A 23072-nucleotide genomic window follows, 5' to 3' on the forward strand; every position below is an offset into this window, starting at 1 on the left:
GCTCGGGGCGCGCTGCCGGTGTTAAGAAGGGGCCCTTCCTTTCACCTCAGTCGAAGATCGGGCCCTGTTCGCGGGTGCGCTTCAGCTCGTAGAACCCGGGGGTGGCGGAGACCAGCAGTACGCCGTCCCAGAGCCGGCCGGCCGCCTCGCCCTTCGGTGCCGGCGTGATCACCGGGCCGAAGAAGGCGACCTGCTTGCCGTCCGGGCCGGGCGCGTGGATCACCGGGGTGCCCACGTCGGTGCCGACCGGCCGCATGCCCGCCTCGTGGCTGGCCCGCAGCGCCTCGTCGTACTGGGTGGATTCGGCCGCGTCGGCGAGCGCCGGGTCCAGCCCGACGTCGGTGAGCGCGCCCGCGAGCATGTCGCGGCCCAGTTCCTCCTTCTTGAGGTGGATCCGGTTGCCCATCGCGGTGTAGAGCTTCGCCAGCGCCTCGGCGCCGTGCGCCTGCTCGACGGCGATGCACACCCGTACCGGGCCCCAGCCCTTGACCATCAGGTCCTGGTACTCCGCCGGCAACTCCCGGCCCTCGTTGAGCACGGACAGGCTCATCACGTGGAACCGGATGTCCACGTCCCGGACCTGCTCGACCTCCAGCAGCCAACGGGAGGTGATCCACGCCCACGGGCACAGCGGGTCGAACCACATGTCCGCGGTGACACGTTCGGTCACTGTGTCTTCCCTTCACGACATCGTCGCGCCGGGGCTCCGGCGCGGTCACCTCCGATCCTCACCCCGTACCGCATCGACAGGTACCGGAATGAGAGCGTGACCTCGACCACCGAGAGCGGTCCGTGCATGGAAGACTCGGTTCTCGACGGGCCGTCACGAGCGGCCGGGCAGTACCGGCGCCGCGGGGCGCGGCGAGACGAGTGGGATGGAGACGAACAGTGCCGGGAGTGCGCAACCTGACCCAGGTCGAGGCTACCGAGCGGGCCCGCCTGCTCGAGGTGACCGGGTACGACATCAGCCTTGACCTGTCGACCGCGGTGCAGCCCACCGGTCGCACGTTCCGCTCGGTGACCGAGGTCCGGTTCCGCTGCGCCGAACCGGGGGCGACGACGTTCATCGAGACAGCCGCGGAATCGGTGCGGTCGGCCACGCTCAACGGCGAGCCGGTGGACCTGTCCGGCTGGTCCGCCGAGAAGGGACTCACGCTCAGCGGCCTGGCCGCCGAGAACGTGCTGGTGGTCGACGCCGACTTCGGTTACTCCAACAGCGGGCAGGGCCTGCACCGCACGGTCGACCCGGTGGACGGCGAGACCTACCTCTACAGCCAGTTCGAGACCGCCGACGCGCAGAAGGTCTACGCCTGCTTCGACCAGCCCGACCTGAAGAGCGTCTACACCTGGCACGCCACCGTCCCGGACCACTGGCGGGTCGTGTCGAACATGCCGGTGGAGCGCGAGGAGGCGGCCGGTGAGGGCCTGAAGACGGTGCACTTCACCGTCTCGGAGCGGATGAGCACCTACATCACCGCGCTCTGCGCGGGGCCGTACCACGAGGTGCGCCACAGCCACGACGGCATCGACATGGGCTACTTCTGCCGGGCCAGCATGGCCCCGCACATGGACGCCGACGACCTGCACCTGATCACCACGCAGGGCTTCGACTTCTTCCAGGAGAAGTTCGGCGTCCGCTACCCGCTGCCCAAGTACGACCAGCTCTGGGTGCCGGACTTCAACGCCGGCGCGATGGAGAACTTCGGCTGCGTCACGCACGCCGAGTCGCACTACATCTTCCGGTCGCAGGTCACCGACTTCGAGTACGAGCAGCGCGCCAACACGATCCTGCACGAGCTGGCGCACATGTGGTTCGGTGACCTGGTCACCATGCGCTGGTGGAACGACCTGTGGCTGAACGAGTCGTTCGCCGAGTGGGCCAGCCACTGGTGCAACACGCACGCCACCCGTTTCACCGACGCGTGGACCACGTTCCTGTCGATCCGCAAGAACTGGGGTTACCGGCAGGACCAGCTCTCCTCCACCCACCCGGTCTACTGCGAGATGCCGGACCTGGAGGCCGTCGAGGTCAACTTCGACGGCATCACGTACGCCAAGGGCGCGAGCGTGCTCAAGCAGCTCGTCGCGTACGTGGGTGAGGAGCCGTTCCTGGCCGGTCTGCGCGCCTACTTCGGCAAGTACGCCTGGGGCAACGCCACGTTCGACGACCTGCTGTCCGAGCTGGAGGCGGCCTCCGGCCGGGAGCTGCGCAAGTTCGCCGCCCAATGGCTGGAGACCGCGCAGGTGAACACGTTGCGCCCGGAGGTGACCATCGGCGCCGACGGCACGTACGAGCGGGTGGTGGTCCGCCAGGAGGCGCCGTCGGGCTACCCGACGCTGCGTACCCACCGCATCGGCGTCGGCCTGTACGACCTGACCGACGGCCGGCTGGTGCGCCGGGAGCTGATCGAGACGGACGTGACCGGCGAGCTGACCGAGCTGTCCGAGCTGCACGGCAAGCGGGCCGCCGACGTGCTGCTGCTCAACGACGAGGACCTGACGTACGCCAAGCTGCGGCTGGACGAGCGGTCGATGGCCACTGTGGTGCAGCACATCGCCGGCTTCGACTCGTCGCTGGCGCGGGCGCTGTGCTGGACCGCCGCGTGGGACATGACCCGTGACGCCGAGCTGTCGGCCCGCGACTACGTGGCGCTGGTGCTGGCCGGGCTGACCGCCGAGACCGACATCAACCTGGTGACGGCGACGCTGCGGCAGGCGACCACGGCCCTCACCTTCTACGCCGACCCGGCGTGGGCGCCGACCGGCTGGGCCGACCTGTCCCGTACCGCCCGGACCGCGCTCGCGGCGGCCGAGCCGGGCAGCGGCTTCCAGCTCGCCTGGGCCCGGGCGTACGCCTCGTCGGCCCGCTCCGGCGAGGACCTGGCGACGCTGCGCGGCTGGCTGGACGGCAACGGGGTGCCGGAGGGCCTGACCGTGGACACCGAGCTGCGCTGGGCGGTGCTCCAGTCGCTCGTCGCCAACGGTGCGGCGAGTGCTGCCGACGTTGACGCGGAGCTGGCCGCCGACCGTACCGCCAGCGGCGAGCGGGAGGCCGCGTACGCGCACGCGCTGGTGCCGACCGCCGAGAACAAGGCGGCGGTGTGGGCGCTGCTCACCGGCCCGGACGCGCTGCCCAACTGGCGCAACCGGGCGCTGCTGCAGGGCTTCACCCACCCGGCGCAGGTCGAGCTGACCGCGCCCTACCGGGAGCGGTACTTCGCCACGGTGGACCAGGTGTGGGCGCAGCGCGACAGCGAGCCGGCGCAGGAGTTCGTGCAGCTCGCCTACCCGGCGTACCTGGTCGAGGAGGACACGGTGGCGGCCACCGACGCGTGGCTGGCCCAGGACGGGCGGCCGGCGTCGCTGCGGCGGCTGGTGGCTGAGGGTCGCGACGGCGTGGTCCGCGCGCTGAAGGCCCGGGAACGGGACGCGCGCAGCGCCTGAGTGAGGCACGCCGGCCGGGGCCGGCGCGGGTGGCAGCCCGCGCCGGCCCCGGCCGCTGTCGTGGGGCCCGCCCCGCTGACACGAGAAAGCCCGGCCCGCGTATACGCGGGCCGGGCTTCGTCGTGTGTACGGGCGGGGATCAGCCCTTGCCGGCGTGGCTGGCGAGCTGGTCGAGGCCCTGGATGATGCCGCCGGCCAGGTCGCCGCCGCCGAAGGAAGCCACCATGGAGAGCGCGGCCAGCTTGGCGTACGTGTCCGGGATGCGCTTGCGCGCGTACTTGCCGGTGACGATCTCCAGCTGCCGCTGGTTGGGCGACACCGCGATCAGCACCGAGCGGTCCGGGTCGGCGAGCTGGCGGTGCAGCCGCTCGGCGTGTTCCCGGATCGGCTCGTCGAGGCCGCCGACGTAGACCGAGAAGACCAGGCCGGTGCCCTGGTCGGCGAGGCGAAGCGCCTCGTCGATGCGGAGCAGCTGACGGGTCGAGAACGGTCCGTCCAGCACGTCGGGCGGGGTGCCCGTCCCCGTCGTGGGCCGCGCTTCACCAACGGTCACTTGCGCCTCCGGTTCCACCGGCCGGCGCCTCCCGGCCGGCCTGTTCCTGCTTGCGGCTGGTCAACGCCGGCGCCTGCGCCCCGGCGGCCAGCGCCGTGCCGGCCGAGTCGGCCAGCTGCTCCGGACGGCCCAGGAACCAGACCGGAGTGAAGTCGAAGGGCCGGCCCGGCCGGTAGCGCTTGGCGCCGCCACCGTTGCCGCGGCTGCCGACGGCCGCCAGGGCGGCGATCAGCAGCACCGCGGCGGCCGGGATGCCGACGAAGACCACCAACGTCTCGGTAACAGACAATCCCAACGCCCCCAGGCGGAAAGAGAGACCAGGAATGGTGCGGGTCGGCCGGTCAGGACCGGTCGCGCCCCACGTCACTTGTGATGTTCACGTTAGCGGAGTCGGCGGCCCGCCAGATTGCGGGGTGCTGATCCCATCCGTCACTCCGGTGCTCCAGTTGCGCGGCAGTGGCGAGCAGTGTCGCGTCGTCGCCGTACCGGCCGGTGAGGAGCACCCCGACCGGAAGCCCGTCGGTGGTCCGTCCGAGAGGTAACGAAACGGACGGATCGCCCGTGACGTTGAAGACCGCGCAGTACGGCGAGATGCGCCGCTGCCGGTCGAAGTCCGCTGCCGGTTCGAGGGCGGCGAACGCGCCCACCGGCGCCTGCGGGGCCGCGAGCGTAGGGCAGAGCAGCAGGTCACACCCGGCGGTACGGCGTACGCCACGGCGTACCTGCGCCTGGAGCTCGCCGAGCGCGGCCATCAGCCGGGCCGCGCCGAGCGCCTCGCCGCGCTCGCGCAGGTACCGGGTCAGCGGCAGCAGGTCGCCCTCCCGCCCGGCCGGGACGGGGGTGACAGCCAGCGCGTACCAGACGGTCTCGAACAGCGGCCACGCCTCGGGGCCGAGCGGCGCGGGGACGTCGACCACCTCGTGGCCGGCGTCGCTGAGCAGCGCGGCGGCCCGGTCGACGGCGGCCACGCAGTCCGGGTGGACCGGTTCGTCGGCGAGCATCGGCGTGGTGAAGCGGCCGACGCGCAGCCGGCCGGGGCCGGTGACGCGGGCGGCGCGGGTGACGCCGAGGTAGCCGCCGGCGGGCGCGGCCGGCGGCAGGTACGGCTCGCCGGGTACCGGGCGGGCGAGCACGTCGAGCAGCGCGGCCACGTCGGCGACGGTACGGCCGATCGGCCCGTTCACCGGCAGCCCGAAGCCGCCGAAGCCGAGCGGCCCGCCGGAGACCATGCCCCGGCTGGGTTTGTAGCCGACCAGCCCGCAGAGCGCGGCCGGGATGCGCAGCGAGCCGCCACCGTCGGAGCCCTGCGCCACCGGCACCAGCCCGGCGGCGACCGCTGCGGCCGCGCCGCCGCTGGACCCGCCCGCGGTGTACGCGAGGTCCCACGGGTTGCGGGCCGGCGGCGCCACCAGTCCCTCCGAGTAGAGCGAGCAGCCCAGTTCGGAGGTGGTGGTCTTGCCGAGGCTGACCAGGCCGGCGTCGGCCATGAGGCGGACCACGTCGGCGTCGACGGGCGGGACGAAGTCGGCGAAGGCGGCCGAGCCGAATGTGGTGCGGACCCCGGCGGTGAGCGTGAGGTCCTTGATCGCGGTCGGAACGCCGTGCAGCGGGCACCGTTCCTCGGCCGCGAGCGCGTCGGCGGCGCGGGCGGCGGCACGGGCCTGTTCGGCGGTGACGGTGACGAACGCGCCGACGGTCTCGCCGAGTGCCTCGACCCGGCGCAGGTGGTGCTCGACCAGTTCCAGGCTGGACAGCTCGCCCCGGCGGATCGCGGCGGCCTGTTCCAGCGCGGTCAGGTCGTGCGGCTCGGCCATGCCGTCCATCCTGCCGGTACGGCGGCCGGGAGGCCCGGCGACACGTCCGGCCGGTCCTGAACAGCGCCGGGTGCGTCCGTCGACTCTAGGGCGACGACGGACGCACCCGCGCCGGCTTCAGCGGCGGCCGAGGAACCGCAGCGCGTTGCCGCCGAGCAGCGCGTCCCGCTGCGCGTCGGTGAGGAAGTCCGCCCGGTGCACCACGTCACCGACCGGCCGCTCCCCCAGCGGGTACGGGTAGTCGCTGCCGAGCAGCACCCGCTCGGTGCCCAGGGTGTCCACGAGCAGCCGCAGCGCCGCCGGTTCGAAGACCACCGAGTCGACGTGGAACCTGTCGACGTACGAGCTGGGCGGTGCGCTCGACGCGCCGCGTACCAGGTCGCCGCGGCGGTGCCAGGCGTTGTCGGCGCGGCCCAGCCAGAACGGGAAGCTGCCGCCGCCGTGCGCGAAGCAGATCCGCAGCGTGTCCGGCACCCGGTCGAACACGCCGCCGAGGATCAGCGCGAGCACCGAAAGGTGTGTCTCGGCCGGCATCCCGGTCAGCCAGCGGGCCATCCACCGGTCCAGCCGGGGGCCGCCGGGCATGTCCCACGGGTGCACGAACACCGGCGCGCCGACCTCGGCGCAGTGGGTCAGGAACTGCACGATGCCCTCGTCGTCCAGGTCCCGGTCACCGACGTGGTTGCCGATCTCCACCCCGGCGTGCCCGGCCGACAGGCAACGGTCCAGCTCGGCGCAGGCCGCGTCCGGGTCCTGCAACGGCACCTGGCAGAACGGCACCAGCCGGCCGCCACCGCCGGCGGTGACCTCCAGCGTGAGGTCGTTGAAGATCCGGGCCACCTTGGCCGCCTGGTCGGCCGGGCGGTCGTAGCTGAAGAACACCGGGGTGGGCGAGACGACCTGCACGTCCACGCCGTCGGCGTCCATGTCGGCCAGCCGGGTCGGCGCGTCCCAGCACTGCGCGCCGACCGGACGGAACTCCGTCTCCCCCACCATGATCATGGCGGCGCGCTCGGAGTCCACCCGCAGCCAGGGCCAGCCGGACCCGCCGCACGCCGCGGCGAGGTCCGGCCACCCCTTCGGTACGACGTGCGTGTGCACGTCCACGACCGGCACGCGTCAGCCCTTGCCCGGGTGCAGCGCGCCGCAGTTGTCGCAGGTGCGGGCCTTCTCGTCGGCGTAGAACGCGGCGAAGACCGGGGGCAGGTCGGCGGCGATGTCGCGGACCTGCAACTCGACCTCGTGCACCTTGTGGTCGCACTCGCCGCAGTACCACTGGAACTTCTCCAGTGTGCCCTCCTCGCGGACCCGCTCGATCACCATGCCGATCGAGCCGGCCTCGGGACGCTGCGGCGAGTGCGGGGTGTTGCGCGGCAGCATCCACATCTGCCCCTCGCGCACGTGCACCGTACGCGGGCCCTCGGGCAGCATCAGGTTGATGTGCATGTTGCCCTTGACCTGGTAGAAGAACTCCTCGTACGGGTCGACGTGGAAGTCCGTGCGCTGGTTCGGGCCGCCCACCACCATGACGATGAAGTCGTCGCTGCCGGGCAGCATCTCCTTGTTGCCCACCGGGGGCTTGAGCAGGTGCTGGTTCTCGCCGATCCAGCCGGAGAAGCTGAACGGCTCGGCGATCTCACTCATGGGAACCTCCCGACGGAAGTAGGGCGACGGCCTGCATCTCGATCAGCAGATGCGGGTGCGGAAGCTGGTGCACGGCGACTGTGGTCCGGGTCGGCCCGGTGGCGTCGAAGAACTCCGCCCACACCTCGTTGTAGCCGCCGAAGTCGTTCATGTTGACCAGGTAGCTGGTGACCTGCACCAGATCGCTCAGGTCGGCGCCGACCGAGCGGAGCAGGTCGCGGATGTTCTCGATCACGGCCCGGGTCTGCTCGCGGATGTCCAGGTCGGTGGTGCCGAACTCGTCCACCGACACCCCGGCGAACGTGTTGTCCGGCCGGCGCGACGACGTACCGGAGACGTAGACGAACCCGCCGGCCACCTTGACGTGCGGGAACGCGCCCCGCGGCACGGCCTTGCCGGCCACCACGCGGGCGGTCATGGGAGGGCCTTCAGGGAGGCGGAACCCAGCTTCTCCACAGTGGCGCGGACGTGCGCCCCGGGGCGCAGCGGCACCGCGGCGGTGGCCGCGCCGGCCAGGAACACCCAACCCTTGCGCAGCCGTACGCCGTGCCGGCCGGCCAGCCGCAGCCCCTCGTCCAGCGCGCGGCGCGGGTCGCCGAGGATGGCGGCGGTCGAGCCGACCTGCGCCACCCGCCCGTCGATCTCCAGCAGCACGCCGAGGTTGTCCAGCCCGTCCGGCACCGGCGACCACGGCCCGACCACGAACGCGGCGGCCGAGGTGTTGTCGGCGATCACGTCCGGCAGCGAGAAGGTGAAGTTCGCGTACCGCGAGTCGATCAGCTCGATCGCCGGGGCGACCGCGCGCACGGCACGGGTGAACGAGCCGACCGGTTCGCCCGGGTCGGGCAGCCGGTCCAGCAGGAACGCCACCTCCGGCTCGACCCGGGGGTGGATGAAGTCGCCGACGTCGACGCCGCCGCCGTCGGGCACCCGCATCACGTCGGTCAGCCGGCCCCAGATCACCTCGTCCACGCCGACCTGCGCCATCTTGGCCTTGCTGGTGAGCCCCATCTTGAGGCCGACCAGCCGCTCACCCCGGTCGAGGCGGCGCTGCACCAGCGCGGTCTGCACCGCGTACGCGGCGTCGACGTCGAGGCCGGTCTCGGCGGCGAGCTGCGGGATCGCGGTGGCGTCGTCGGCCGCCGCACCCAGCTTCTCCGCGATGCCGGCGATGTCCGGCCCGATCATGAGGTCTCCTTGCTCGCCAGGTCCAGTGCCACGTCCACGATCATGTCCTCCTGGCCGCCGACCATCCGGCGGCGGCCCAGCTCGACCAGGATCGAGCGGACGTCCACGCCGTACTTGGCCGAGGCCCGCTCGGCGTGCCGCAGGAAGCTGGAGTAGACGCCCGCGTACCCGAGGGAGAGCGTCTCCCGGTCGACCTGGACCGGCCGGTCCTGCAACGGGCGGACCAGGTCGTCGGCGGCGTCCATCAGCGCGAACACGTCGCAGCCGTGCTTCCAGCCGTGCAGCTCGGCGACCGCGACGAAGACCTCCAGCGGCGCGTTCCCCGCGCCCGCGCCCATGCCGGCCAGCGACGCGTCCACCCGGACGGTCCGCCCGGACGGCGAGCCGACCGGGCCGTCGCCGAGGATCCGGCCGTGCTCGACCGCGAGCACGCTGTTCGCCACACCCAGCGACAGGTTGTGGTGCGCGTGGATGCCGATCTGCGTCTCCGGTTCCAGCACCTGCCGGTACGCGTCGACGCGCTGCGCCACGTCCGACATCAGCAGCCGCCCGCCGGAGTCGGTGACGTAGACGCAGTGCGCGCCGTACGACTCCATGAGCTTGGCCTGCGCGGCCAGCCCGGCCGGGTCGTTGAGGTGCGACATCATCAGGAACCCGGAGACGTCCATGTCGTTCTCCCGGGCCCACGCGATGTGCTGGGCGGAGATGTCCGCCTCGGTGCAGTGCGTGGCGATCCGGACGCTTGTCACGCCGAGCGCCTTGGCCGCCTTCAGGTCGGCGATGGTGCCGATGCCCGGCAGCAGCAGCGTGGTGAGCCGCGCGGTGGTCAGCACCTCGGCGGCGGCGGCGATCCAGTCCGCGTCGGCGGCAGCGCCGTGCCCGTAGTTGACGCTGGAACCGGCCAGGCCGTCGCCGTGCGCCACCTCGACCGCCGCCACACCTGCGGCGTCGAGCGCGGCGGCGATGGTACGCACCTGGTCGACCGTGTAGCGGTGCCCGATGGCGTGCATGCCGTCGCGCAGCGTCACGTCCTGGATGTAGAGGTCGGTCATCGGGATGCCCCCTCCGGGGAACGCAGCGCCACCAGCCGCTCCGCGGTACGCAGCGCGGCCGACGTCATGATGTCCAGGTTCCCGGCGTACGCGGGCAGGTAGTGCCCGGCGCCGGAGACCTCCAGGAACACCGACACCTGGAGGCCGGTGAAGTGCCGGCCGAGCACCGGCGCGTACGTGTCCACGGCGTCGAACTGCACGTCCTGCTTGAGCCGGTAGCCGGGCACGTACTCCTGCACGGTCTTCACCATGTCGGCCACCGAGGCGGCGATCTTCACCCGGTCGGCGTCGGCGTCCGGGCACAGGCAGTAGACCGTGTCCCGCATCAGCAGCGGCGGGTCGGCCGGGTTCAGCACGATGATGGCCTTGCCGCGCTCGGCGCCGCCGACCACCTCGATGGCGCGGGCGGTCGTCTCGGTGAACTCGTCGATGTTGGCCCGGGTGCCCGGACCGGCCGACTTCGAGGCGATCGAGGCGACGATCTCGCCGTACGCGACGGGGGTGACCCGGCCGACCGCGTGCACGATCGGCACCGTCGCCTGTCCGCCGCAGGTCACCATGTTGACGTTCGGCTCACCCAGGTGCTCGTCGAGGTTCACCGGCGGCACCACGTACGGGCCGATAGCCGCAGGCGTCAGGTCGACGACGGTACGGCCGTGTGCCCGCAGCACCTCGTCGTGACGCTTGTGCGCGCCGGCCGAGGTGGCGTCGAAGACGAGCTGGACGTCCGCGAACTCGGGCAGCGCGACCAGGCCGTCGACGCCCTCGGCGGTGGTGGTCACGCCGAGCCGGCGGGCCCGGGCCAGACCGTCCGAGTCCGGGTCGATACCGGCCATCGCCACCATGCGCAGGCTCTCACTGAGCCGCAGCACCTTGATCATCAGGTCGGTGCCGATGTTGCCCGACCCGAGCACCGCCACTCCGACAGTCATGACGTTCCCTCCGAGGAGAAACAGGTACGCACCGAGCCGAGCCCGGAGATGCGCGCCTCGTACGCGGCGCCGGGCGTGACCGGCACCATCGGGCCGAGCGCGCCGGAGAGCACCACGTCGCCGGCCCGCAGCGGGTCACCGGCGCGGGCCATCGTGCCGGCCAGCCACTGCAGCGCGTGCAGCGGATTGCCGAGGCAGGCCGCGCCCGCGCCGACCGAGACCGGCTCACCGGCGTGCTCCAGTACCATGCCGCACAGCCGCAGGTCCACGTCGGCGAGCCGCCGGGGCGCGGTGCCGAGCACGAACAGCCCGCTGGAGGCGTTGTCCGCCACCGTGTCCACGATGGAGATGTCCCAGTCCGCGATCCGCGAGTCGACGATCTCGATGGCCGGCAGCACGTGGTCCACCGCCCGGATCAGGTCGACAGTGGTGACCCGCTCGTCCGGCAGGTCCGCGCCGAGCACGAAGGCGATCTCCGCCTCCACCCGCGGCTGGAGCAGCCGGTCGATCGGCACCTCGACGCCGTCACCGACGGCCATGTCGTCGAAGAGCACCCCGAAGTCGGGCTGGAAGACGCCGAAGCTCTCCTGGACGGTCCGCGACGTCAGGCCGATCTTCGCGCCGACGCGGCGGTGTCCCTTGCCCAGCCGCTGCCGGGTGTAGACCTGCTGCACCTGGTACGCGGCCTCGATGTCGCCCTCGGGCAGCAGCCGGCCGCGCAGCGGCGGGCAGGGCTTCCCGTCCTGCCGGGCCACTGCCAGTTCCCGGTTGGCGGCCTCGATGTCCACGGTCATGGCGGCTCCTCGCTTACGTCGCTGGGGATTCCGGCCATTCTGCCCACCACGCGCGCTCATGTGAGATCCACGCAGACGTTTGTCAGCTCGGAGTAGAAGTCGAGCGAGTGCACGCCGCCCTCGCGGCCGACACCCGACGCCTTCACCCCGCCGAACGGGGTACGCAGGTCGCGCAGGAACCAGGTGTTCACCCAGACGATGCCGGCGTCGAGCCGGGCGCCGGCCCGGTGCGCCCGGCCCACGTCCCGCGTCCACACCGTCGCCGCGAGGCCGTAGGCGGTGCCGTTCGCGAGCGCGAACGCCTCGTCCTCGTCGTCGAACGGCGCGACGTGCACCACCGGTCCGAAGATCTCCTCCTGGTTGGTGCGGGCGTCCGCGCCGAGGCCGGTGAGCACCGTCGGCTGCACGTACGCCCCGCCGTCGCGGGCGTCGCCGAAGCGCGGCGTGCCGCCACCGGCGCGCACCTCGGCGCCCTCGGTACGGGCCAGCGCGTAGTGGCCGAGCACCTTGTCCCGGTGGCCGTGCGAGATGAGCGGCATGTTCGCCGTCGCCTCGTCGTCCGGCCAGCCGTACGCCAGCTCGTCGGCACGCTTGGCCAGCCGCGCGGTGAACTCCTCGAACACCGGCCGCTGCACGTAGATGCGCTCGGTGCACAGGCACACCTGGCCGCCGTTTGTGAAGCTGGACCGCACCGAACCGGCGACCGCCGCGTCCAGGTCGGCGTCGGCGAACACCAGGCCGGCGTTCTTGCCGCCCAGCTCGAAGCTGACCGCCTTCACCCCGTCGGCGGCGGCGCGCATGATCGCGCTGCCGGTCGCCGACTCGCCGGTGAACGTGATCGCGTCCACGCCGGGGTGCCGGGTCAGGTGCTCGCCGGCCGAGCCGGGGCCGAAGCCGTGCACCAGGTTGAACACGCCGTCCGGCACGCCCGCCGCGGCCATCACCTCGGCCAGCAGCGTGGCGGAGGCGGGGGTCTCCTCGCTGGGCTTGACCACGACGGCGTTGCCGCAGGCCAGGGCCGGGGCGACCTTCCAGGTGAGCAGCAGCAGCGGCAGGTTCCACGGCACGATCACCGCGACCACGCCGACCGGCTTGCGGACCGCGTAGTTCAGCGCCCGGCCCCCGGCCGGGGTGACAGTGGTGAACGACTCGGTGGGCGCGGTCGCCACGATCTCGGCGAATGCCCGGAAGTTCGCCGCGCCGCGCGGGATGTCGAGCGTCCGGGCCTGCGAGATGGCCTTGCCGGTGTCCGCGACCTCGGCGGCGACCAGGTCGTCGAAGCGCCGTTCCAGCTCGTCGGCGACCCGGCGCAGCACCTCGGCGCGTTCCCGCTCCCCCATCCGGCCCCACGGGCCGCGCAGCGCCGCCCGGGCCGCGGCGACCGCGTCGTCCACTGTCGACTGCGACGCCTCGACCACCTCGAACACCGGCTCGCCGGTGACCGGGCTGCGCTTGGTGAACCGGGAACCGGCGTCGACGAACTCGCCGCCGACGAAGTTGCGCAGCAGGCCGGGGCCGTGCGGCGCGTGGCCGGTCATCAGCCGGGGATCCCAGAGCGTCATCGCCGCCTCCCCAGCGCCGCGCGGACACCACCGGCCAGCAGCGCGACCGCGCCGGCCGCGACCGCGCCGACCACCGCGTACTGCGCACGCACCCGGCGGCGCACCTGCGCGTACGGGGTGGTGGAGAAGGAGACGAGCTCGTACTGGGAGACGTAGCGGCCGGGCAGCGCGCGCTCCAGCGCGTGCTCGACCTGCTTGCGGGTGCGGAACACCGGCGAGGCGACCTTGTCCCGCATCTCCACGAAGTTCGCCAGCGCCATCCGGGCGATCGCCTCGGCGTTGTCCTGACGGCGGTGCTGGAACAGCGGCAGCGCGGCGGCCCACTCGTCGTCGCACTCGTCCAGGCAGCGGTCCAGCTCGACCACGTCCTCGAACGCGCAGTTCGCGCCCTGGCCGTAGAACGGCACGATGGCGTGCGCGGCGTCGCCGATCAGGCCGACCTTGCCTGCTACCTGCCACGGCGTGCAGCGCACAGTGCCGAGCACACCGACCGGGTTGTGCTGGTAGTCGTCGACCAGGTTCGGCGCGAGCGGGACCAGGTCCGGGTAGTGGGTGGCGAAGAACCGCTCGATCGCCGCCGGGCTGCTCAGCGACGCGAAGCTGCGGGTGCCGTGGGTGGGCCAGAACAGCGTGCAGGTGAAGGAGCGGTCCGGGTTCGGCAGCGCGATCATCATCGAGGTGCCGCGCGGCCAGATGTGCAGCGCGCCCGGGTCGAGCGCGAACTCCCCGCCCAGCGGCGGGATGGTCAGCTCCTTGTAGCCGTAGTCGAGGAAGTCCAGGCTCTCGGTCAGGCCCCCGTACGCGAGCAGTTGCCCGCGCACCGCGGAGCCGGCGCCGTCGGCGCCGAGGATGACCGAGGCGGTGGCGGTGACCTTGCCCTGCGGGGTCTCGAACGTCATCTCGCCGCCGAGCGGGTCGAGCCCGACCAGCCGGTGGTCGAACGCGACGCGCACGTTCGGCAGCGCGGCGGCGGCGTCGAGCAGCGCGTTGTTCAGCGCGCCCCGGCTGATCGAGTTGATCGCGCGGTCCCCGGAGCCGCTGTACGACTGGAACTCCGGCTCGCCCTCGACCGGGTGGATCATGCGGCCGCGCATCGGCAGCGCGTCCGTCATCACCTCGTCCTCCAGGCCGATGCGGCGCAGCGCGTCCAGGCCCCGCTCGGACAACGCCAGGTTGATCGACCGGCCCCGCTCGACGGTGCCGGTACGCGGGTCGGGCCGCCGCTCGTAGAGGGCCACCGGGTAGCCGCGGCGGGCCAGGTAGCAGGCCAGCAGACAGCCGGCCAGCCCGGCGCCGACCACAGCGATCTCGTCGCGCTCACTCGTCACGCTCACGAGCCCTCCTTGTCGAACGTCGCGGCCAGCGCCTCGGCGACCCGCCAGCAGTCGTGGTACGTGGAGTAGAGCGGCACCGGCGCGAACCGGACGATGTCCGGCTCCCGGGCGTCGGCGACCACGCCGTGCTCGTGCCGCAGCCGCTTGGTCAACTCGTTCGCGCTTCCCACGCCGATCCGGACGGAGAGCTGGCAGCCGCGCCGGGCCGGGTCGCGCGGGGTGACCACGCTCAGCGGACGACCGGGCGTCACCTCGTCGAGCAGCTGCTCCAGGAAGGCGGTGAGCCGCAGGCTGCGCTCGCGCAGCGCCGGCATGCCGACGGAGTCGAACAGCTCCAGCGAGGTACGCACCGGGCCCATCGCGAAGATCGGCGGGTTGGAGATCTGCCACGCCTCCACGGTGGCCGGCGGCCGGGACACCGGGGTCATCTCGAACCGGGTGGCCGCCTCGGTGCTCCACCAGCCCTCGAACCGCGGGATCGACGGGTCGCCGAGGTGCCGCTCGTGGACGAAGACACCGCCCAGCGCGCCCGGGCCGGAGTTGAGGTACTTGTACGAGCACCAGGCGGCGAAGTCCACGTCCCAGTCGTGCAGCGCCAGCGGCACGTTGCCCGCGGCGTGCGCCAGGTCCCAGCCGACGACGGCGCCCGCGGCGCGGCCGGCGGCGGTGATGGCGGGGATGTCCATCAGCTCGCCGGTCAGGTAGTTCACGCCGCCGAGCATCAGCAGCGCCACCGTGTGGCCCTCGCGGGCCAGGAAGTCCAGCACGTCCTCGGTGCCGAGCGTATCCGAGCCGGGACGCGGCTTGAGGCGTACCACAGTGGTGTCCGGGTCCAGGCCGTGGAAGCGGGCCTGGCTGCGCACCGCGTAGCTGTCCGAGGGGAACGCGCTGTCCTCGATGACGATGCGGGTGCGCTCGCCGGCCGGCCGGTAGAAGCTGACCATCAGCAGGTGCAGGTTCACCGTGAGGGAGTTCATCACCACGGTCTCCGCGGGCAGCGCGCCGACCAGGCGGGCGGCCGGTGCGGTCAGCAGCTCGTGGTACGGCAGCCAGGGCCGCTCCGACTCCAGGTGCCCCTCGACGCCCAGGCGCTGCCAGGCGTCCAGGTCGGCGAGGAGTTCGTCCCGGGTGGCCCGGGGCTGGAGACCGAGCGAGTTGCCCGCCAGGTACGCCGTGTCCGGGTAGCGCCCGCCGTCGGCGGGTGGGATGTGGAACAGGTGCCGGTGGCCGGGGTCTGCGGCGTCGCGGCGGAGGGCTTCGTTCTCGGGGGTGTGCATGCTGTTCTCTCTCGTCACATCGCGGTGCGGGCCGACCACAGCTCCGGGAAGACCACCCGGGCCATGCTGCGCTGCAACCATGCCAGTCCGGCGGACCCGCCGCTGCCGACCTTGGCGCCCATCGTGCGCTGGACGGCCTTGACGTGGTTCCAGCGCCAGTCGCCGAACTCCTCGGCGATCTCGGTCAGCGCGTCGCCGAGCAGGCGGAGGTGGTTGTCCGGCCCGTTGTCGCCGTAGATCCGGACCCAGGCCGCCTCGATCGCCGGGTGTCCCTCGTGCTCGACGTTCACGTCCCGCGACAGCAGCTCGGCCGGCACGTCGAAGCCCTTGCGGGCCAGCAGCGCCACCACCTCGTCCCAGAGGCTCGGCGTGGCGAGCGCGGCGGTCAGCTCGTCGTACACCTCGGTCTGCCGGCGGAACGGGCGGATCAGCGCCCGGTCGCGCAGGCCGAGCAGGAACTCCAGCTGCCGGTACATGGCGGACTGGAAGCCGGAGCCCTCGCCGAGCCGGTCGCGGAAGCGGTTGAAGTCGGCCGGGCTCATCCAGCGCAGGCCGTGCCAGGCGGCGTTGAGGCCCTCCAGGTGCAGGGCGGCGCGGCGCAGCGGGGGCAGGGCCTCCCAGATCCGGTCCTCGCGCAGCTCGCGCTTGGCGTGCCGCAACTCGTGGCAGGTAAGGCCGAAGTACAGCTCCATGATCTGGCTGACCATCAGGAAGGACATCTCGCCCGGGTCGTCGCTGAGTGGCTCCTGGAGCCGGTGCAGCGTGCTGGCCCGCACGTACGCGTCGTACGGCACGCGGTCGGCGAACTCCAGTGTCGGCTCGCCGCCGTTGCGCGCCGCCCGAGCCGCCCGTTCCTGGGGGGTTACCGGGCGCACCGCCGTCGTCTGTTCCACAGTCATTCTCCGTCCGTGCGCGGGGTAGACGTCATGATCCCGCTGGTGGGCGGCCGAATGGAATGCCTGTTCAACGGCGGTATGGTGGTCTCACTTCGCGAACCGAAACCATCTCGCGTCGCCGTCTTTACGGAAGGAAGGTCCGCGCGTGGACGACATGGACTGGGCGCTGCTGCGCGAGCTCCAAGCCGACGCCCGGCTGTCGTACAGCGAGTTGTCCCGCCGGGTCCACCTGTCGCCGCCCGCTGTGGCCGAGCGGGTCCGGCGGCTGGAGGAAGCCGGTGTGATCACCGGCTACCACGCCCACGTCGACCTCACCCGGGCCGGGCGGACGGTGCTCGCCCTGATCCGGATGTCCTGCTACGGCGCGCGCTGCATCCTCAACGACCCCGACGTCGCGGGCTGGCCGGAGATCATGGAGATCCACCGGATCACCGGTGACGCGTGCAGCATGCTCAAGGTCGCCGCCACCAACATGGGCGAGTTCGAGGAGGTCATCGACCGCCTCGCGCCGTACGGGCAGCCGTCCAGCACGATGGTGCTCTCCACCCCGCTGGCCTGGCACCCCGTGGTCAAGGCGCCCCGTTAGCTTCCCCCGCCCTCCGGGAAAGCAGGCGCCGCTGCCCGTCAGTGGTCCGGCGCACCGTCGCGCCGGAAGGGGGGAACCATGCGAGGGCTCCTGTCACATCGTGCGTTGTCGTCCCTGTTGGGCCTGTTCGGCCTGGTGGCGGCGTTCGTCCTGACCACCGCGCCGCCGGCACGGGCCGGCGAGAGCGTGTTCATCGAGGTGACGCCGAACAGCGTCCAGGCCGGTTCCCGGGTCAACCTGCGGGCCGGCTGCGACAACAGCAACAACCGTCAGGCGCAGGTCACCTCGGACGCCTTCGGGCGGGTGACGCTGCGGCCGGACAACGGCTTCCTCACCGGCTCGGTCACCGTGCCCGGCAACAAGGCGCCCGGCGACTACCCGGTGAACCTGGACTGCTCCAACGGCAACACCGCCTCGACCATGCTCACCGTGCTCAACATGGCGCAGCCGAGCAAGGGGCCGGCGACCGGCGGCGGTGGCACCGCGGGTAGCCGGGGCACCGGTTCGCTGCTGCTCGTCGGCGGTCTGGTCGCGGTGGCAGTGGTGGCCGGTGTGAGTGCCCGCCGCAAGACCGGCGGCCGTGCCTGACGAGAGGTGCCGCAATGGCCCGCTCATCGCGCCGCCGGGACCGTACCGGCCCGGCGGCGGACCGCAGACGCCGCGACGCCGCCCGTCCCGGCCGCCGGTCGCGACAGCGCGCCGGCCGGCTCCGGGCCGCGCTGCGGCTGACGTCCCGCGCCGCGCGCCGGTTCGCCCACGTCGCCGGGCACGCGTTCTCGGCCAGCGTCGCCACCGCCGACCCGCAGTCCCGGCCGGTACCGGCCCGCGCCGCCAGGACCACCACCCGCCGGTACGCCCCGAGCCGCAACCCGGGTGTCCCGGTGCTCGTGGTGGCGAGCGTGATGGCGCTGATCGTGGCCATGCTCGGTGTGGAACGGGTGACCGGCGTCAGCGTGCTGCCGGACCGGATCGTCGCCGGCCTGCGCCCGCCGCCGAAGAAGTTCCCGGTGCTGCCGGCCAGTCCACCGACCGGCCTGAGCATCGGCAAGCTCGACCTGCGCGCGCCGGTGCACCGGGTCGGCATCGCGCCGGACGGCAGCATCGCCGTGCCGGACGTGGAGCGGGCCGGCGAGGTCGGCTGGTACGACCAGGGCCCCACGCCCGGCCAGTACGGCCCGGCGGTGCTCGTCGGGCACGTCGACACCACCACCGGTCCGGCCGTCTTCCACGGGCTGAGGGAGCTGGACGACGGCGACCGGATCGAGGTGACCCGCGAGGACCGCTCGGTGGCGGTGTTCGAGGTGACGTCGATCGAGCGGTACGGCAAGGAGAAACTGCCGGTGGAGGACGTCTACGGCGACTTCAGCCGGCCCAACCTGCGGCTGATCACCTGCGGCGGGCGCTGGGTGGGCGGCGAGACCGGGTACGCGGACAACCTGGTCGTCTACGCCGCGCTGGTCAAGGCGCGCTGAGCGGGCGGGTCAGGCCGCCTCGGGCTCGGGCTCGCGCAGGTCGAGCCAGTCCGCCCAGCGCGGGTCGGGGGCGCGGTGCCCGAGCACCCGCCAGGCGGCTCCTTTGGGCGCGGCCGGCAGGTGGTGCAGCCGCCAGCCCAGCTCGGCCGGGGTCTTGTCGCCTTTGGTGTGGTTGCACCGCGCGCACGCGGCGACCACGTTCTCCCAGGCGTGCCGGCCGCCCCGGCTGCGCGGGAAGACGTGGTCGATGGTCTCGGCCGGCCCCCGGCAGTACGCGCACCGCCACCCGTCGCGGGCGAACACCGCCCGCCGGGACAACCCGACGTGGGTGCGGTACGGCACCCGGACGTAGCGGGTCAGGCGTACGACCGAGGGCACCGGTAACGCGTTGCGCGCGCTGTGCAGGATGCCCTCGCCGTCTTTGACGCAGACCGCCTTGGCGCTGAGGACGAGGATCGCGGCACGACGCACCGACACGACGCACAGGGGCTCGTAGGTGGCGTTGAGAACGAGTGCACCGGAGCCCGCCGTGGGTCGTATGTCAGGCATCGCGCTCACCCTCCCGGTCCAGTCGCTCCCGCCTCGTCTGCGCCGGAACCGCCCCGCGGACAGCGCGGAACGGCTCCGACGCCGGCCGGATCACCGACGTCCGTTGCGCCAATAGTCCCTGATCGCGCCCCGGATTGCACGTACTAATCCGGGCTACCCCCCGCCCGGCGGCCCTTCGCCGAGGTGGCGGTGTCCGTCGCCCGCCGGGCGTGCGGTACGAAAGCAGAGTGAACGTCTCCGACCTGATCTCCGCCGTGCTGGCCGCCGTCTCCGACCGGAAGCCGGACTGCCAGGGCAGCAGCTCCTGCGAGTGGGTGTACCGAGTGACGAACTCCGCCTGGTTCGCCGAGAGCAGCTACTGGATCCTGTTCAAGCCGCTGCGGGTGGCGCTGATCCTGCTGCTCGCGGTGGCCGCCCGGTGGGCGCTGCACCGGACCATCAACCGGCTGGTGCGGACCACCACCGACGGCGCGGTGCCGACCATGCTGCGCCCGCTGCGCGAGCGGATCCCCAGCGCCGCACTCGACCCGGACCAGTTCGTGCCGGAGCGGCGGCGGCAGCGGGCCGAGGCGATCGGGTCGGTGCTGCGCAGCATGGTCACCGCGTTCGTCTTCGGCATCGCGCTGCTGATGGTGCTCAAGGAGTTCAGCTTCGACCTGGCCCCGCTGCTGGCGAGCGCGGGCATCGCCGGCGTGGCGCTCGGCTTCGGCGCGCAGAGCCTGGTCAAGGACCTGATCGCCGGCCTGTTCATGCTGATCGAGGACCAGTACGGCGTCGGCGACACGGTCGACCTGGGCGAGGCGACAGGCGTGGTCGAGGCGGTCGGGCTGCGGGTCACCACGGTCCGGGACGGCCGGGGCGTGCTCTGGTACATCCGTAACGGCGAGATCGTCCGCGTCGGGAACAAGAGCCAGGGCTGGGCGCTCGTCGTGGTCGACCTGCCGATCGGGTTCGCCGGCACCGAGGAGGCCACCGCCGTGCTGCGTACCGCGGCGGCGTCGGTGGCGCTGGACCCGGAGCTGGCGCCGAGCATCGTGGAGCAGCCGGAGGTCCTGGGAGTCGAGCAGATGACCGTCGACGGCGCGGTGATCCGTACCGTCGTCAAGACCACCGCGGACGGGCAGTTCGCGGTCGGGCGTGAGCTGCGCCGCCGCCTCGCGGAGGCGCTTGAGAACTCGGGGATCGTCGCGCAGATCGCGGCTGCCCGGCTGTTCCCCGGCCTCCCGGTCCAGCCGCCGGCGCCGCCCGCCGCCGAGGGTACCGGTACCGGCGGACCCACCTGAGCCACCGGACGAGCCGGACGATTTCCGGGGTTCCGCACCGCGCGGCCCCTCGGGTATCGTCCGTTCGTTCAGTCGGAGATGCGACGATCAATCCGTTCGCCCTAGCCAGTTGTCAGACGATCGGGCAGAATCCGGTGCACACGCTCCACCGGGGGGCGTGCTCGTGTCCTCGCTGATCGATCGATCTGACGACGGTTCCCGGTCGGGCCATCACAAGTGGTCGACCAGGAACGATGGAGGCGACGGTGTCCGACGCGCGACCCGCCCGGGATGCCCCGGCCACCTTCCGGGACGTCTTCGGTCAGTCGGAGTTCCGCGCCATCTTCGCCGCCAACACCCTCTCCTGGGTGGGCGACTACCTGGCCCGCGCCGCGGTCACCGTGCTCGTGCTGCGCGAGACCGATTCGGTCGCGCTCTCCGCCGCCGCATTCGCCGCCAGCTACCTCCCCTGGCTGGTCGGCGGCCCGCTGCTCTCCGCGCTCGCCGAGCGGCACCACTACCGCCGGGTCATGGTCATCTGCGACCTGCTGCGGATGGCGCTGATGGCGCTGGTCGCGATGCCCTGGATGCCGACCTGGTCGATCTTCGCGCTGATCTTCCTGGCCACGCTCGCGAACCCGCCGAGCCAGGCGGCGCGGTCCGCGTTGATGCCGCACATCCTGACCGGGGACCGGCTGGTCGTGGGCCTGGCCGCGTTCACCAGCGCCGGCCAGGCCGCCCAGGTCGTCGGCTACCTGATCGGCGCCACGGTGGCGGCCCTCAACCCGAACACCGCCCTGCTCGTCAACGCCGTGACCTTCGCCGTGTCGGCCGCGATCGTCCGCTTCGGCGTACGCGAGCGGCCACCGGCGATGGCCGAGGTGCACCGTAGCCACCTGCTGCGGGAGACCGTCCAGGGCTTCCGGATCGTCTTCGAGCGGCCGGTGCTGCGCGCCATCGCGGTGCTGGTGTTCAGCGCGATGCTCTTCTCGATCGTCCCCGAAGGGCTGGCCGCGGGCTGGGCCGCCGACCGGACCGACGGCCGGATGGACGCCGGCACCGCCCAAGGTCTGATCATGGCCGCCGTCCCGGTCGGATACATCCTCGGCGGGCTGACCATCAGCCGGCTCGTCGGCCCGGAGCGGCGGCTGACGCTGATGCGACCGTTGATGATCATCGCGCCGGCGACGCTCGTACCCGCGCTGTTCAACCCGCCGCCGGCGGTGGTGGCGCTGCTGGCCGCCGGGTGCGGCTTCGCCGTCGCCGGGCTCGTCCCGGTCGCCAACGGCCTGTTCGTGCAGGCGCTCCCGGACGGCTTCCGGGCCCGGGCGTTCGGCGTCATGGCCAGCGGCACACAGATCATCCAGGGCGCCGCGGTGCTGGCCACGGGCGCGCTCGCCGAGCGCTTCTCGGTCCCGTCGGTGGTCGGCGTGTGGAGCGCCGCGGGGGTGCTGATCATGTCGGTGGCGGCGCTCGCCTGGCCCCGGCCACAGGTGATCCACGAGGCCGTCGCGGCCGCCCGCGCGGAGTCGGCGGCCGGCGGCGGACCGGCGCACGCCCACGCGCCCGGCCCCGCGTCCGGTGACCGGAACCGGGAGCACGGCCGACGCCGGCACGCGGTGACGTGATCCGCGCCGCCCGGCGGGCGGGCGCGGGTGCCGGGCGGCACCTGGCAGGATGGAAGCGTGACTTCCCCAGGCGAGTCGATGACCCTCTTCGAGGCGATCGGCGGCGAACCGGCCTTCCGCAAGCTGGTGGACGAGTTCTACGCCGGTGTGGCCGACGACCCGCTGCTGCGGCCGATGTACCCGGAGGAGGACCTGGGCCCGGCGGCGGACCGGCTGACCCTGTTCCTCATCCAGTACTGGGGTGGCCCGCACACCTACTCGGAGCAGCGCGGCCACCCTCGGCTGCGGATGCGGCACGCACCGTTCCGGATCGGCGCGGCCGAGCGGGACGCCTGGCTGCACCACATGCGCCGGGCGGTGGACACGCTGGGCCTGCCGCCGCAGCTCGCCGCTGCGCTCTGGGACTACCTGGAGCGGGCCGCCTACTTCATGGTGAACGTGATGGAGGACCCGGCCGGCTGAGCCCGGCTCAGAGCAGGGCGCCCTCGTCGTGCAGCCAGTCGACGAACGTCACCGCGACGGCGGCGCCGCAGTCGAGCATCTCGACCAGCAGCGCGTCGTGGGCGCCGGCGCCGAGCGGGACCTGCAACTCGGCGTAGATCGGGAGCTGACCGCGCTCGGTCGGGTCACCGATGTACGCCTTGCAGAAGCGCCGGGTGTGGTTCCACTCGTTCACGACGCGGTAGGCCCGGTCGGCCCAGTCCGGCGGGACCGTCGCGTGCGGGCGGGCCCGCATCACGAGGATCTCGTCCTCGGGGCCCTCCAGCGCGACGAGCACGGCGTGCCGCTCCCACATGGCCAGCAGGTTGCCGTCGCCGTCGGCCAGATAGCGCACGTCGAGCAGGTCGAGCGCGTCGCAGACCCGGCTCAGCGTGACCGGCGCGACGGTGGCCGGCATGTCCGTGAGGGCCGGCCGCTCGGGCGGCGCCACGTCGTCCCCCGGCTGGCGAGGGGTCGGTGGTCCGACCCGGATGGTGTCATCCACTGTGGTCCCGCTTCGAGTCTCCGGCTCCCCGCCAGCGGCGGGACCAGGGCGCCATGACCACCACGGCATCGCTCGCGCACCTCACTCCCCAGCGGATCCG

24 protein-coding genes are annotated in these 23072 nt (G+C 72.7%); 7 read left to right on the plus strand and 17 right to left on the minus strand.

All coding sequences use genetic code 11. The features are described 5' to 3' along the window. Window positions 1–46: 46 nt before the first annotated feature. Entirely contained in the window at window positions 47–670 is a 624-nt protein-coding gene (locus O7546_RS22415; protein WP_135241648.1) for a disulfide bond formation protein DsbA, read from the minus strand. Window positions 671–897: 227 nt separating this feature from the next. On the opposite strand from O7546_RS22415, the gene pepN reads away from it, so the two are divergent. Next, window positions 898–3444: an aminopeptidase N gene (pepN, locus tag O7546_RS22420; RefSeq protein WP_194803406.1), complete on the plus strand. Its 2547-nt coding sequence runs from the start codon at window positions 898–900 to the stop codon at window positions 3442–3444. 139 nt (window positions 3445–3583) lie between these two features. On the opposite strand, the gene O7546_RS22425 is transcribed toward pepN, so the two are convergent. The 14 genes from O7546_RS22425 to O7546_RS22490 form a co-directional block, all read right to left on the minus strand. After that, window positions 3584–3997: a DUF5130 family protein gene (locus O7546_RS22425; protein WP_091423148.1), complete on the minus strand. Its 414-nt coding sequence runs from the start codon at window positions 3995–3997 to the stop codon at window positions 3584–3586. Next, window positions 3984–4268: a hypothetical protein gene (locus O7546_RS22430; RefSeq protein WP_026268244.1), complete on the minus strand. Its 285-nt coding sequence runs from the start codon at window positions 4266–4268 to the stop codon at window positions 3984–3986. The genes O7546_RS22425 and O7546_RS22430 overlap by 14 nt, the downstream gene beginning before the upstream one ends. Window positions 4269–4338: 70 nt before the next feature. Continuing rightward, a complete protein-coding gene (locus tag O7546_RS22435) occupies window positions 4339–5811 on the minus strand; it encodes an amidase (RefSeq protein WP_281600010.1) in 1473 nt (490 codons plus the stop codon). Between the two features lie 117 nt (window positions 5812–5928). After that, the gene (locus tag O7546_RS22440) at window positions 5929–6927 is read right to left on the minus strand and encodes an amidohydrolase family protein (RefSeq protein ID WP_194803404.1); all 999 of its coding nucleotides are present in this window, start codon (window positions 6925–6927) and stop codon (window positions 5929–5931) included. Between the two features lie 3 nt (window positions 6928–6930). Continuing rightward, on the minus strand, window positions 6931–7455 hold the full coding sequence (locus O7546_RS22445) for a 3-hydroxyanthranilate 3,4-dioxygenase (protein ID WP_194803403.1): 525 nt from the start codon (window positions 7453–7455) through the stop codon (window positions 6931–6933). Next, on the minus strand, window positions 7448–7873 hold the full coding sequence (locus O7546_RS22450; RefSeq protein ID WP_194803402.1) for a RidA family protein: 426 nt from the start codon (window positions 7871–7873) through the stop codon (window positions 7448–7450). The genes O7546_RS22445 and O7546_RS22450 overlap by 8 nt, the downstream gene beginning before the upstream one ends. Beyond that, complete coding sequence (locus O7546_RS22455; RefSeq protein WP_091423125.1) at window positions 7870–8643, minus strand: 4-oxalocrotonate decarboxylase; 774 nt, start codon at window positions 8641–8643, stop codon at window positions 7870–7872. Before O7546_RS22455 ends, O7546_RS22450 begins: the two co-directional genes overlap by 4 nt. Beyond that, entirely contained in the window at window positions 8640–9695 is a 1056-nt protein-coding gene (gene dmpG, locus O7546_RS22460) for a 4-hydroxy-2-oxovalerate aldolase (RefSeq protein ID WP_194803401.1), read from the minus strand. Before dmpG ends, O7546_RS22455 begins: the two co-directional genes overlap by 4 nt. Beyond that, on the minus strand, window positions 9692–10627 hold the full coding sequence (locus tag O7546_RS22465; protein WP_194803400.1) for an acetaldehyde dehydrogenase (acetylating): 936 nt from the start codon (window positions 10625–10627) through the stop codon (window positions 9692–9694). Before O7546_RS22465 ends, dmpG begins: the two co-directional genes overlap by 4 nt. After that, window positions 10624–11421, minus strand: a complete 798-nt coding sequence (locus O7546_RS22470) for a fumarylacetoacetate hydrolase family protein (RefSeq protein ID WP_120573580.1) — start codon at window positions 11419–11421, stop codon at window positions 10624–10626. Before O7546_RS22470 ends, O7546_RS22465 begins: the two co-directional genes overlap by 4 nt. Before the next feature lie 56 nt (window positions 11422–11477). Further along, on the minus strand, window positions 11478–12959 hold the full coding sequence (locus tag O7546_RS22475; protein ID WP_194803426.1) for a 2-hydroxymuconic semialdehyde dehydrogenase: 1482 nt from the start codon (window positions 12957–12959) through the stop codon (window positions 11478–11480). A 20-nt stretch (window positions 12960–12979) separates the two neighbouring features. After that, the gene (locus tag O7546_RS22480; protein ID WP_194803427.1) at window positions 12980–14311 is read right to left on the minus strand and encodes an NAD(P)/FAD-dependent oxidoreductase; all 1332 of its coding nucleotides are present in this window, start codon (window positions 14309–14311) and stop codon (window positions 12980–12982) included. A 2-nt stretch (window positions 14312–14313) separates the two neighbouring features. Continuing rightward, window positions 14314–15594: a kynureninase gene (gene kynU, locus O7546_RS22485; RefSeq protein ID WP_194803399.1), complete on the minus strand. Its 1281-nt coding sequence runs from the start codon at window positions 15592–15594 to the stop codon at window positions 14314–14316. A gap of 14 nt (window positions 15595–15608) precedes the next feature. Further along, window positions 15609–16493 carry a tryptophan 2,3-dioxygenase family protein gene (locus O7546_RS22490; protein ID WP_194803398.1) on the minus strand — a complete coding sequence of 295 codons (885 nt, stop codon included), beginning with the start codon at window positions 16491–16493 and terminating at the stop codon, window positions 15609–15611. 142 nt (window positions 16494–16635) lie between these two features. On the opposite strand from O7546_RS22490, the gene O7546_RS22495 reads away from it, so the two are divergent. The 3 genes from O7546_RS22495 to O7546_RS22505 all read left to right on the plus strand — a co-directional run bounded on the left by O7546_RS22495 (window position 16636) and on the right by O7546_RS22505 (window position 18548). Then, window positions 16636–17076 (plus strand): Lrp/AsnC family transcriptional regulator, encoded by a 441-nt coding sequence (locus O7546_RS22495; protein ID WP_013288068.1) that lies wholly within the window; start codon window positions 16636–16638, stop codon window positions 17074–17076. Window positions 17077–17154: 78 nt separating this feature from the next. After that, window positions 17155–17664 (plus strand): hypothetical protein, encoded by a 510-nt coding sequence (locus O7546_RS22500; protein ID WP_135241659.1) that lies wholly within the window; start codon window positions 17155–17157, stop codon window positions 17662–17664. A gap of 14 nt (window positions 17665–17678) precedes the next feature. Further along, window positions 17679–18548, plus strand: a complete 870-nt coding sequence (locus O7546_RS22505) for a class F sortase (protein ID WP_194803397.1) — start codon at window positions 17679–17681, stop codon at window positions 18546–18548. A 9-nt stretch (window positions 18549–18557) separates the two neighbouring features. Here the strand turns inward: O7546_RS22505 and O7546_RS22510 are convergent, their stop codons facing one another. After that, window positions 18558–19097 (minus strand): HNH endonuclease, encoded by a 540-nt coding sequence (locus O7546_RS22510; RefSeq protein WP_194803396.1) that lies wholly within the window; start codon window positions 19095–19097, stop codon window positions 18558–18560. Window positions 19098–19306: 209 nt separating this feature from the next. On the opposite strand from O7546_RS22510, the gene O7546_RS22515 reads away from it, so the two are divergent. The 3 genes from O7546_RS22515 (at window position 19307) to O7546_RS22525 (ending at window position 22449) form a co-directional block, all read left to right on the plus strand. Continuing rightward, a complete protein-coding gene (locus tag O7546_RS22515) occupies window positions 19307–20380 on the plus strand; it encodes a mechanosensitive ion channel family protein (RefSeq protein WP_194803395.1) in 1074 nt (357 codons plus the stop codon). A gap of 233 nt (window positions 20381–20613) precedes the next feature. Further along, entirely contained in the window at window positions 20614–21987 is a 1374-nt protein-coding gene (locus tag O7546_RS22520) for an MFS transporter (RefSeq protein WP_194803394.1), read from the plus strand. 78 nt (window positions 21988–22065) lie between these two features. Beyond that, window positions 22066–22449, plus strand: a complete 384-nt coding sequence (locus O7546_RS22525; RefSeq protein ID WP_194803425.1) for a globin — start codon at window positions 22066–22068, stop codon at window positions 22447–22449. Window positions 22450–22456: 7 nt separating this feature from the next. On the opposite strand, the gene O7546_RS22530 is transcribed toward O7546_RS22525, so the two are convergent. Further along, a complete protein-coding gene (locus O7546_RS22530) occupies window positions 22457–23041 on the minus strand; it encodes a YbjN domain-containing protein (RefSeq protein ID WP_194803393.1) in 585 nt (194 codons plus the stop codon). Between the last annotated feature and the right edge of the window lie 31 nt (window positions 23042–23072).

The organism is Micromonospora sp. WMMA1976 (assembly GCF_027497335.1).
Taxonomy (GTDB): Bacteria; Actinomycetota; Actinomycetes; order Mycobacteriales; family Micromonosporaceae; genus Micromonospora; species Micromonospora aurantiaca.

What these genes read in the sequence shown, in the direction of transcription:
- O7546_RS22435 (WP_281600010.1), bottom strand. Translation starts at nt 5,811, where the DNA reads ATGGCCGAGCCGCACGACCTGACCGCGCTGGAACAGGCCGCCGCGATC.
- O7546_RS22445 (WP_194803403.1), bottom strand. Translation starts at nt 7,455, where the DNA reads ATGAGTGAGATCGCCGAGCCGTTCAGCTTCTCCGGCTGGATCGGCGAG.
- O7546_RS22450 (WP_194803402.1), bottom strand. Translation starts at nt 7,873, where the DNA reads ATGACCGCCCGCGTGGTGGCCGGCAAGGCCGTGCCGCGGGGCGCGTTC.
- O7546_RS22455 (WP_091423125.1), bottom strand. Translation starts at nt 8,643, where the DNA reads ATGATCGGGCCGGACATCGCCGGCATCGCGGAGAAGCTGGGTGCGGCG.
- dmpG (WP_194803401.1), bottom strand. Translation starts at nt 9,695, where the DNA reads ATGACCGACCTCTACATCCAGGACGTGACGCTGCGCGACGGCATGCAC.
- O7546_RS22465 (WP_194803400.1), bottom strand. Translation starts at nt 10,627, where the DNA reads ATGACTGTCGGAGTGGCGGTGCTCGGGTCGGGCAACATCGGCACCGAC.
- O7546_RS22470 (WP_120573580.1), bottom strand. Translation starts at nt 11,421, where the DNA reads ATGACCGTGGACATCGAGGCCGCCAACCGGGAACTGGCAGTGGCCCGG.
- O7546_RS22475 (WP_194803426.1), bottom strand. Translation starts at nt 12,959, where the DNA reads ATGACCGGCCACGCGCCGCACGGCCCCGGCCTGCTGCGCAACTTCGTC.
- kynU (WP_194803399.1), bottom strand. Translation starts at nt 15,594, where the DNA reads ATGCACACCCCCGAGAACGAAGCCCTCCGCCGCGACGCCGCAGACCCC.
- O7546_RS22490 (WP_194803398.1), bottom strand. Translation starts at nt 16,493, where the DNA reads ATGACTGTGGAACAGACGACGGCGGTGCGCCCGGTAACCCCCCAGGAA.
- O7546_RS22500 (WP_135241659.1), top strand. Translation starts at nt 17,155, where the DNA reads ATGCGAGGGCTCCTGTCACATCGTGCGTTGTCGTCCCTGTTGGGCCTG.
- O7546_RS22505 (WP_194803397.1), top strand. Translation starts at nt 17,679, where the DNA reads ATGGCCCGCTCATCGCGCCGCCGGGACCGTACCGGCCCGGCGGCGGAC.
- O7546_RS22510 (WP_194803396.1), bottom strand. Translation starts at nt 19,097, where the DNA reads ATGCCTGACATACGACCCACGGCGGGCTCCGGTGCACTCGTTCTCAAC.
- O7546_RS22520 (WP_194803394.1), top strand. Translation starts at nt 20,614, where the DNA reads ATGGAGGCGACGGTGTCCGACGCGCGACCCGCCCGGGATGCCCCGGCC.
- O7546_RS22525 (WP_194803425.1), top strand. Translation starts at nt 22,066, where the DNA reads ATGACCCTCTTCGAGGCGATCGGCGGCGAACCGGCCTTCCGCAAGCTG.
- O7546_RS22530 (WP_194803393.1), bottom strand. Translation starts at nt 23,041, where the DNA reads ATGCCGTGGTGGTCATGGCGCCCTGGTCCCGCCGCTGGCGGGGAGCCG.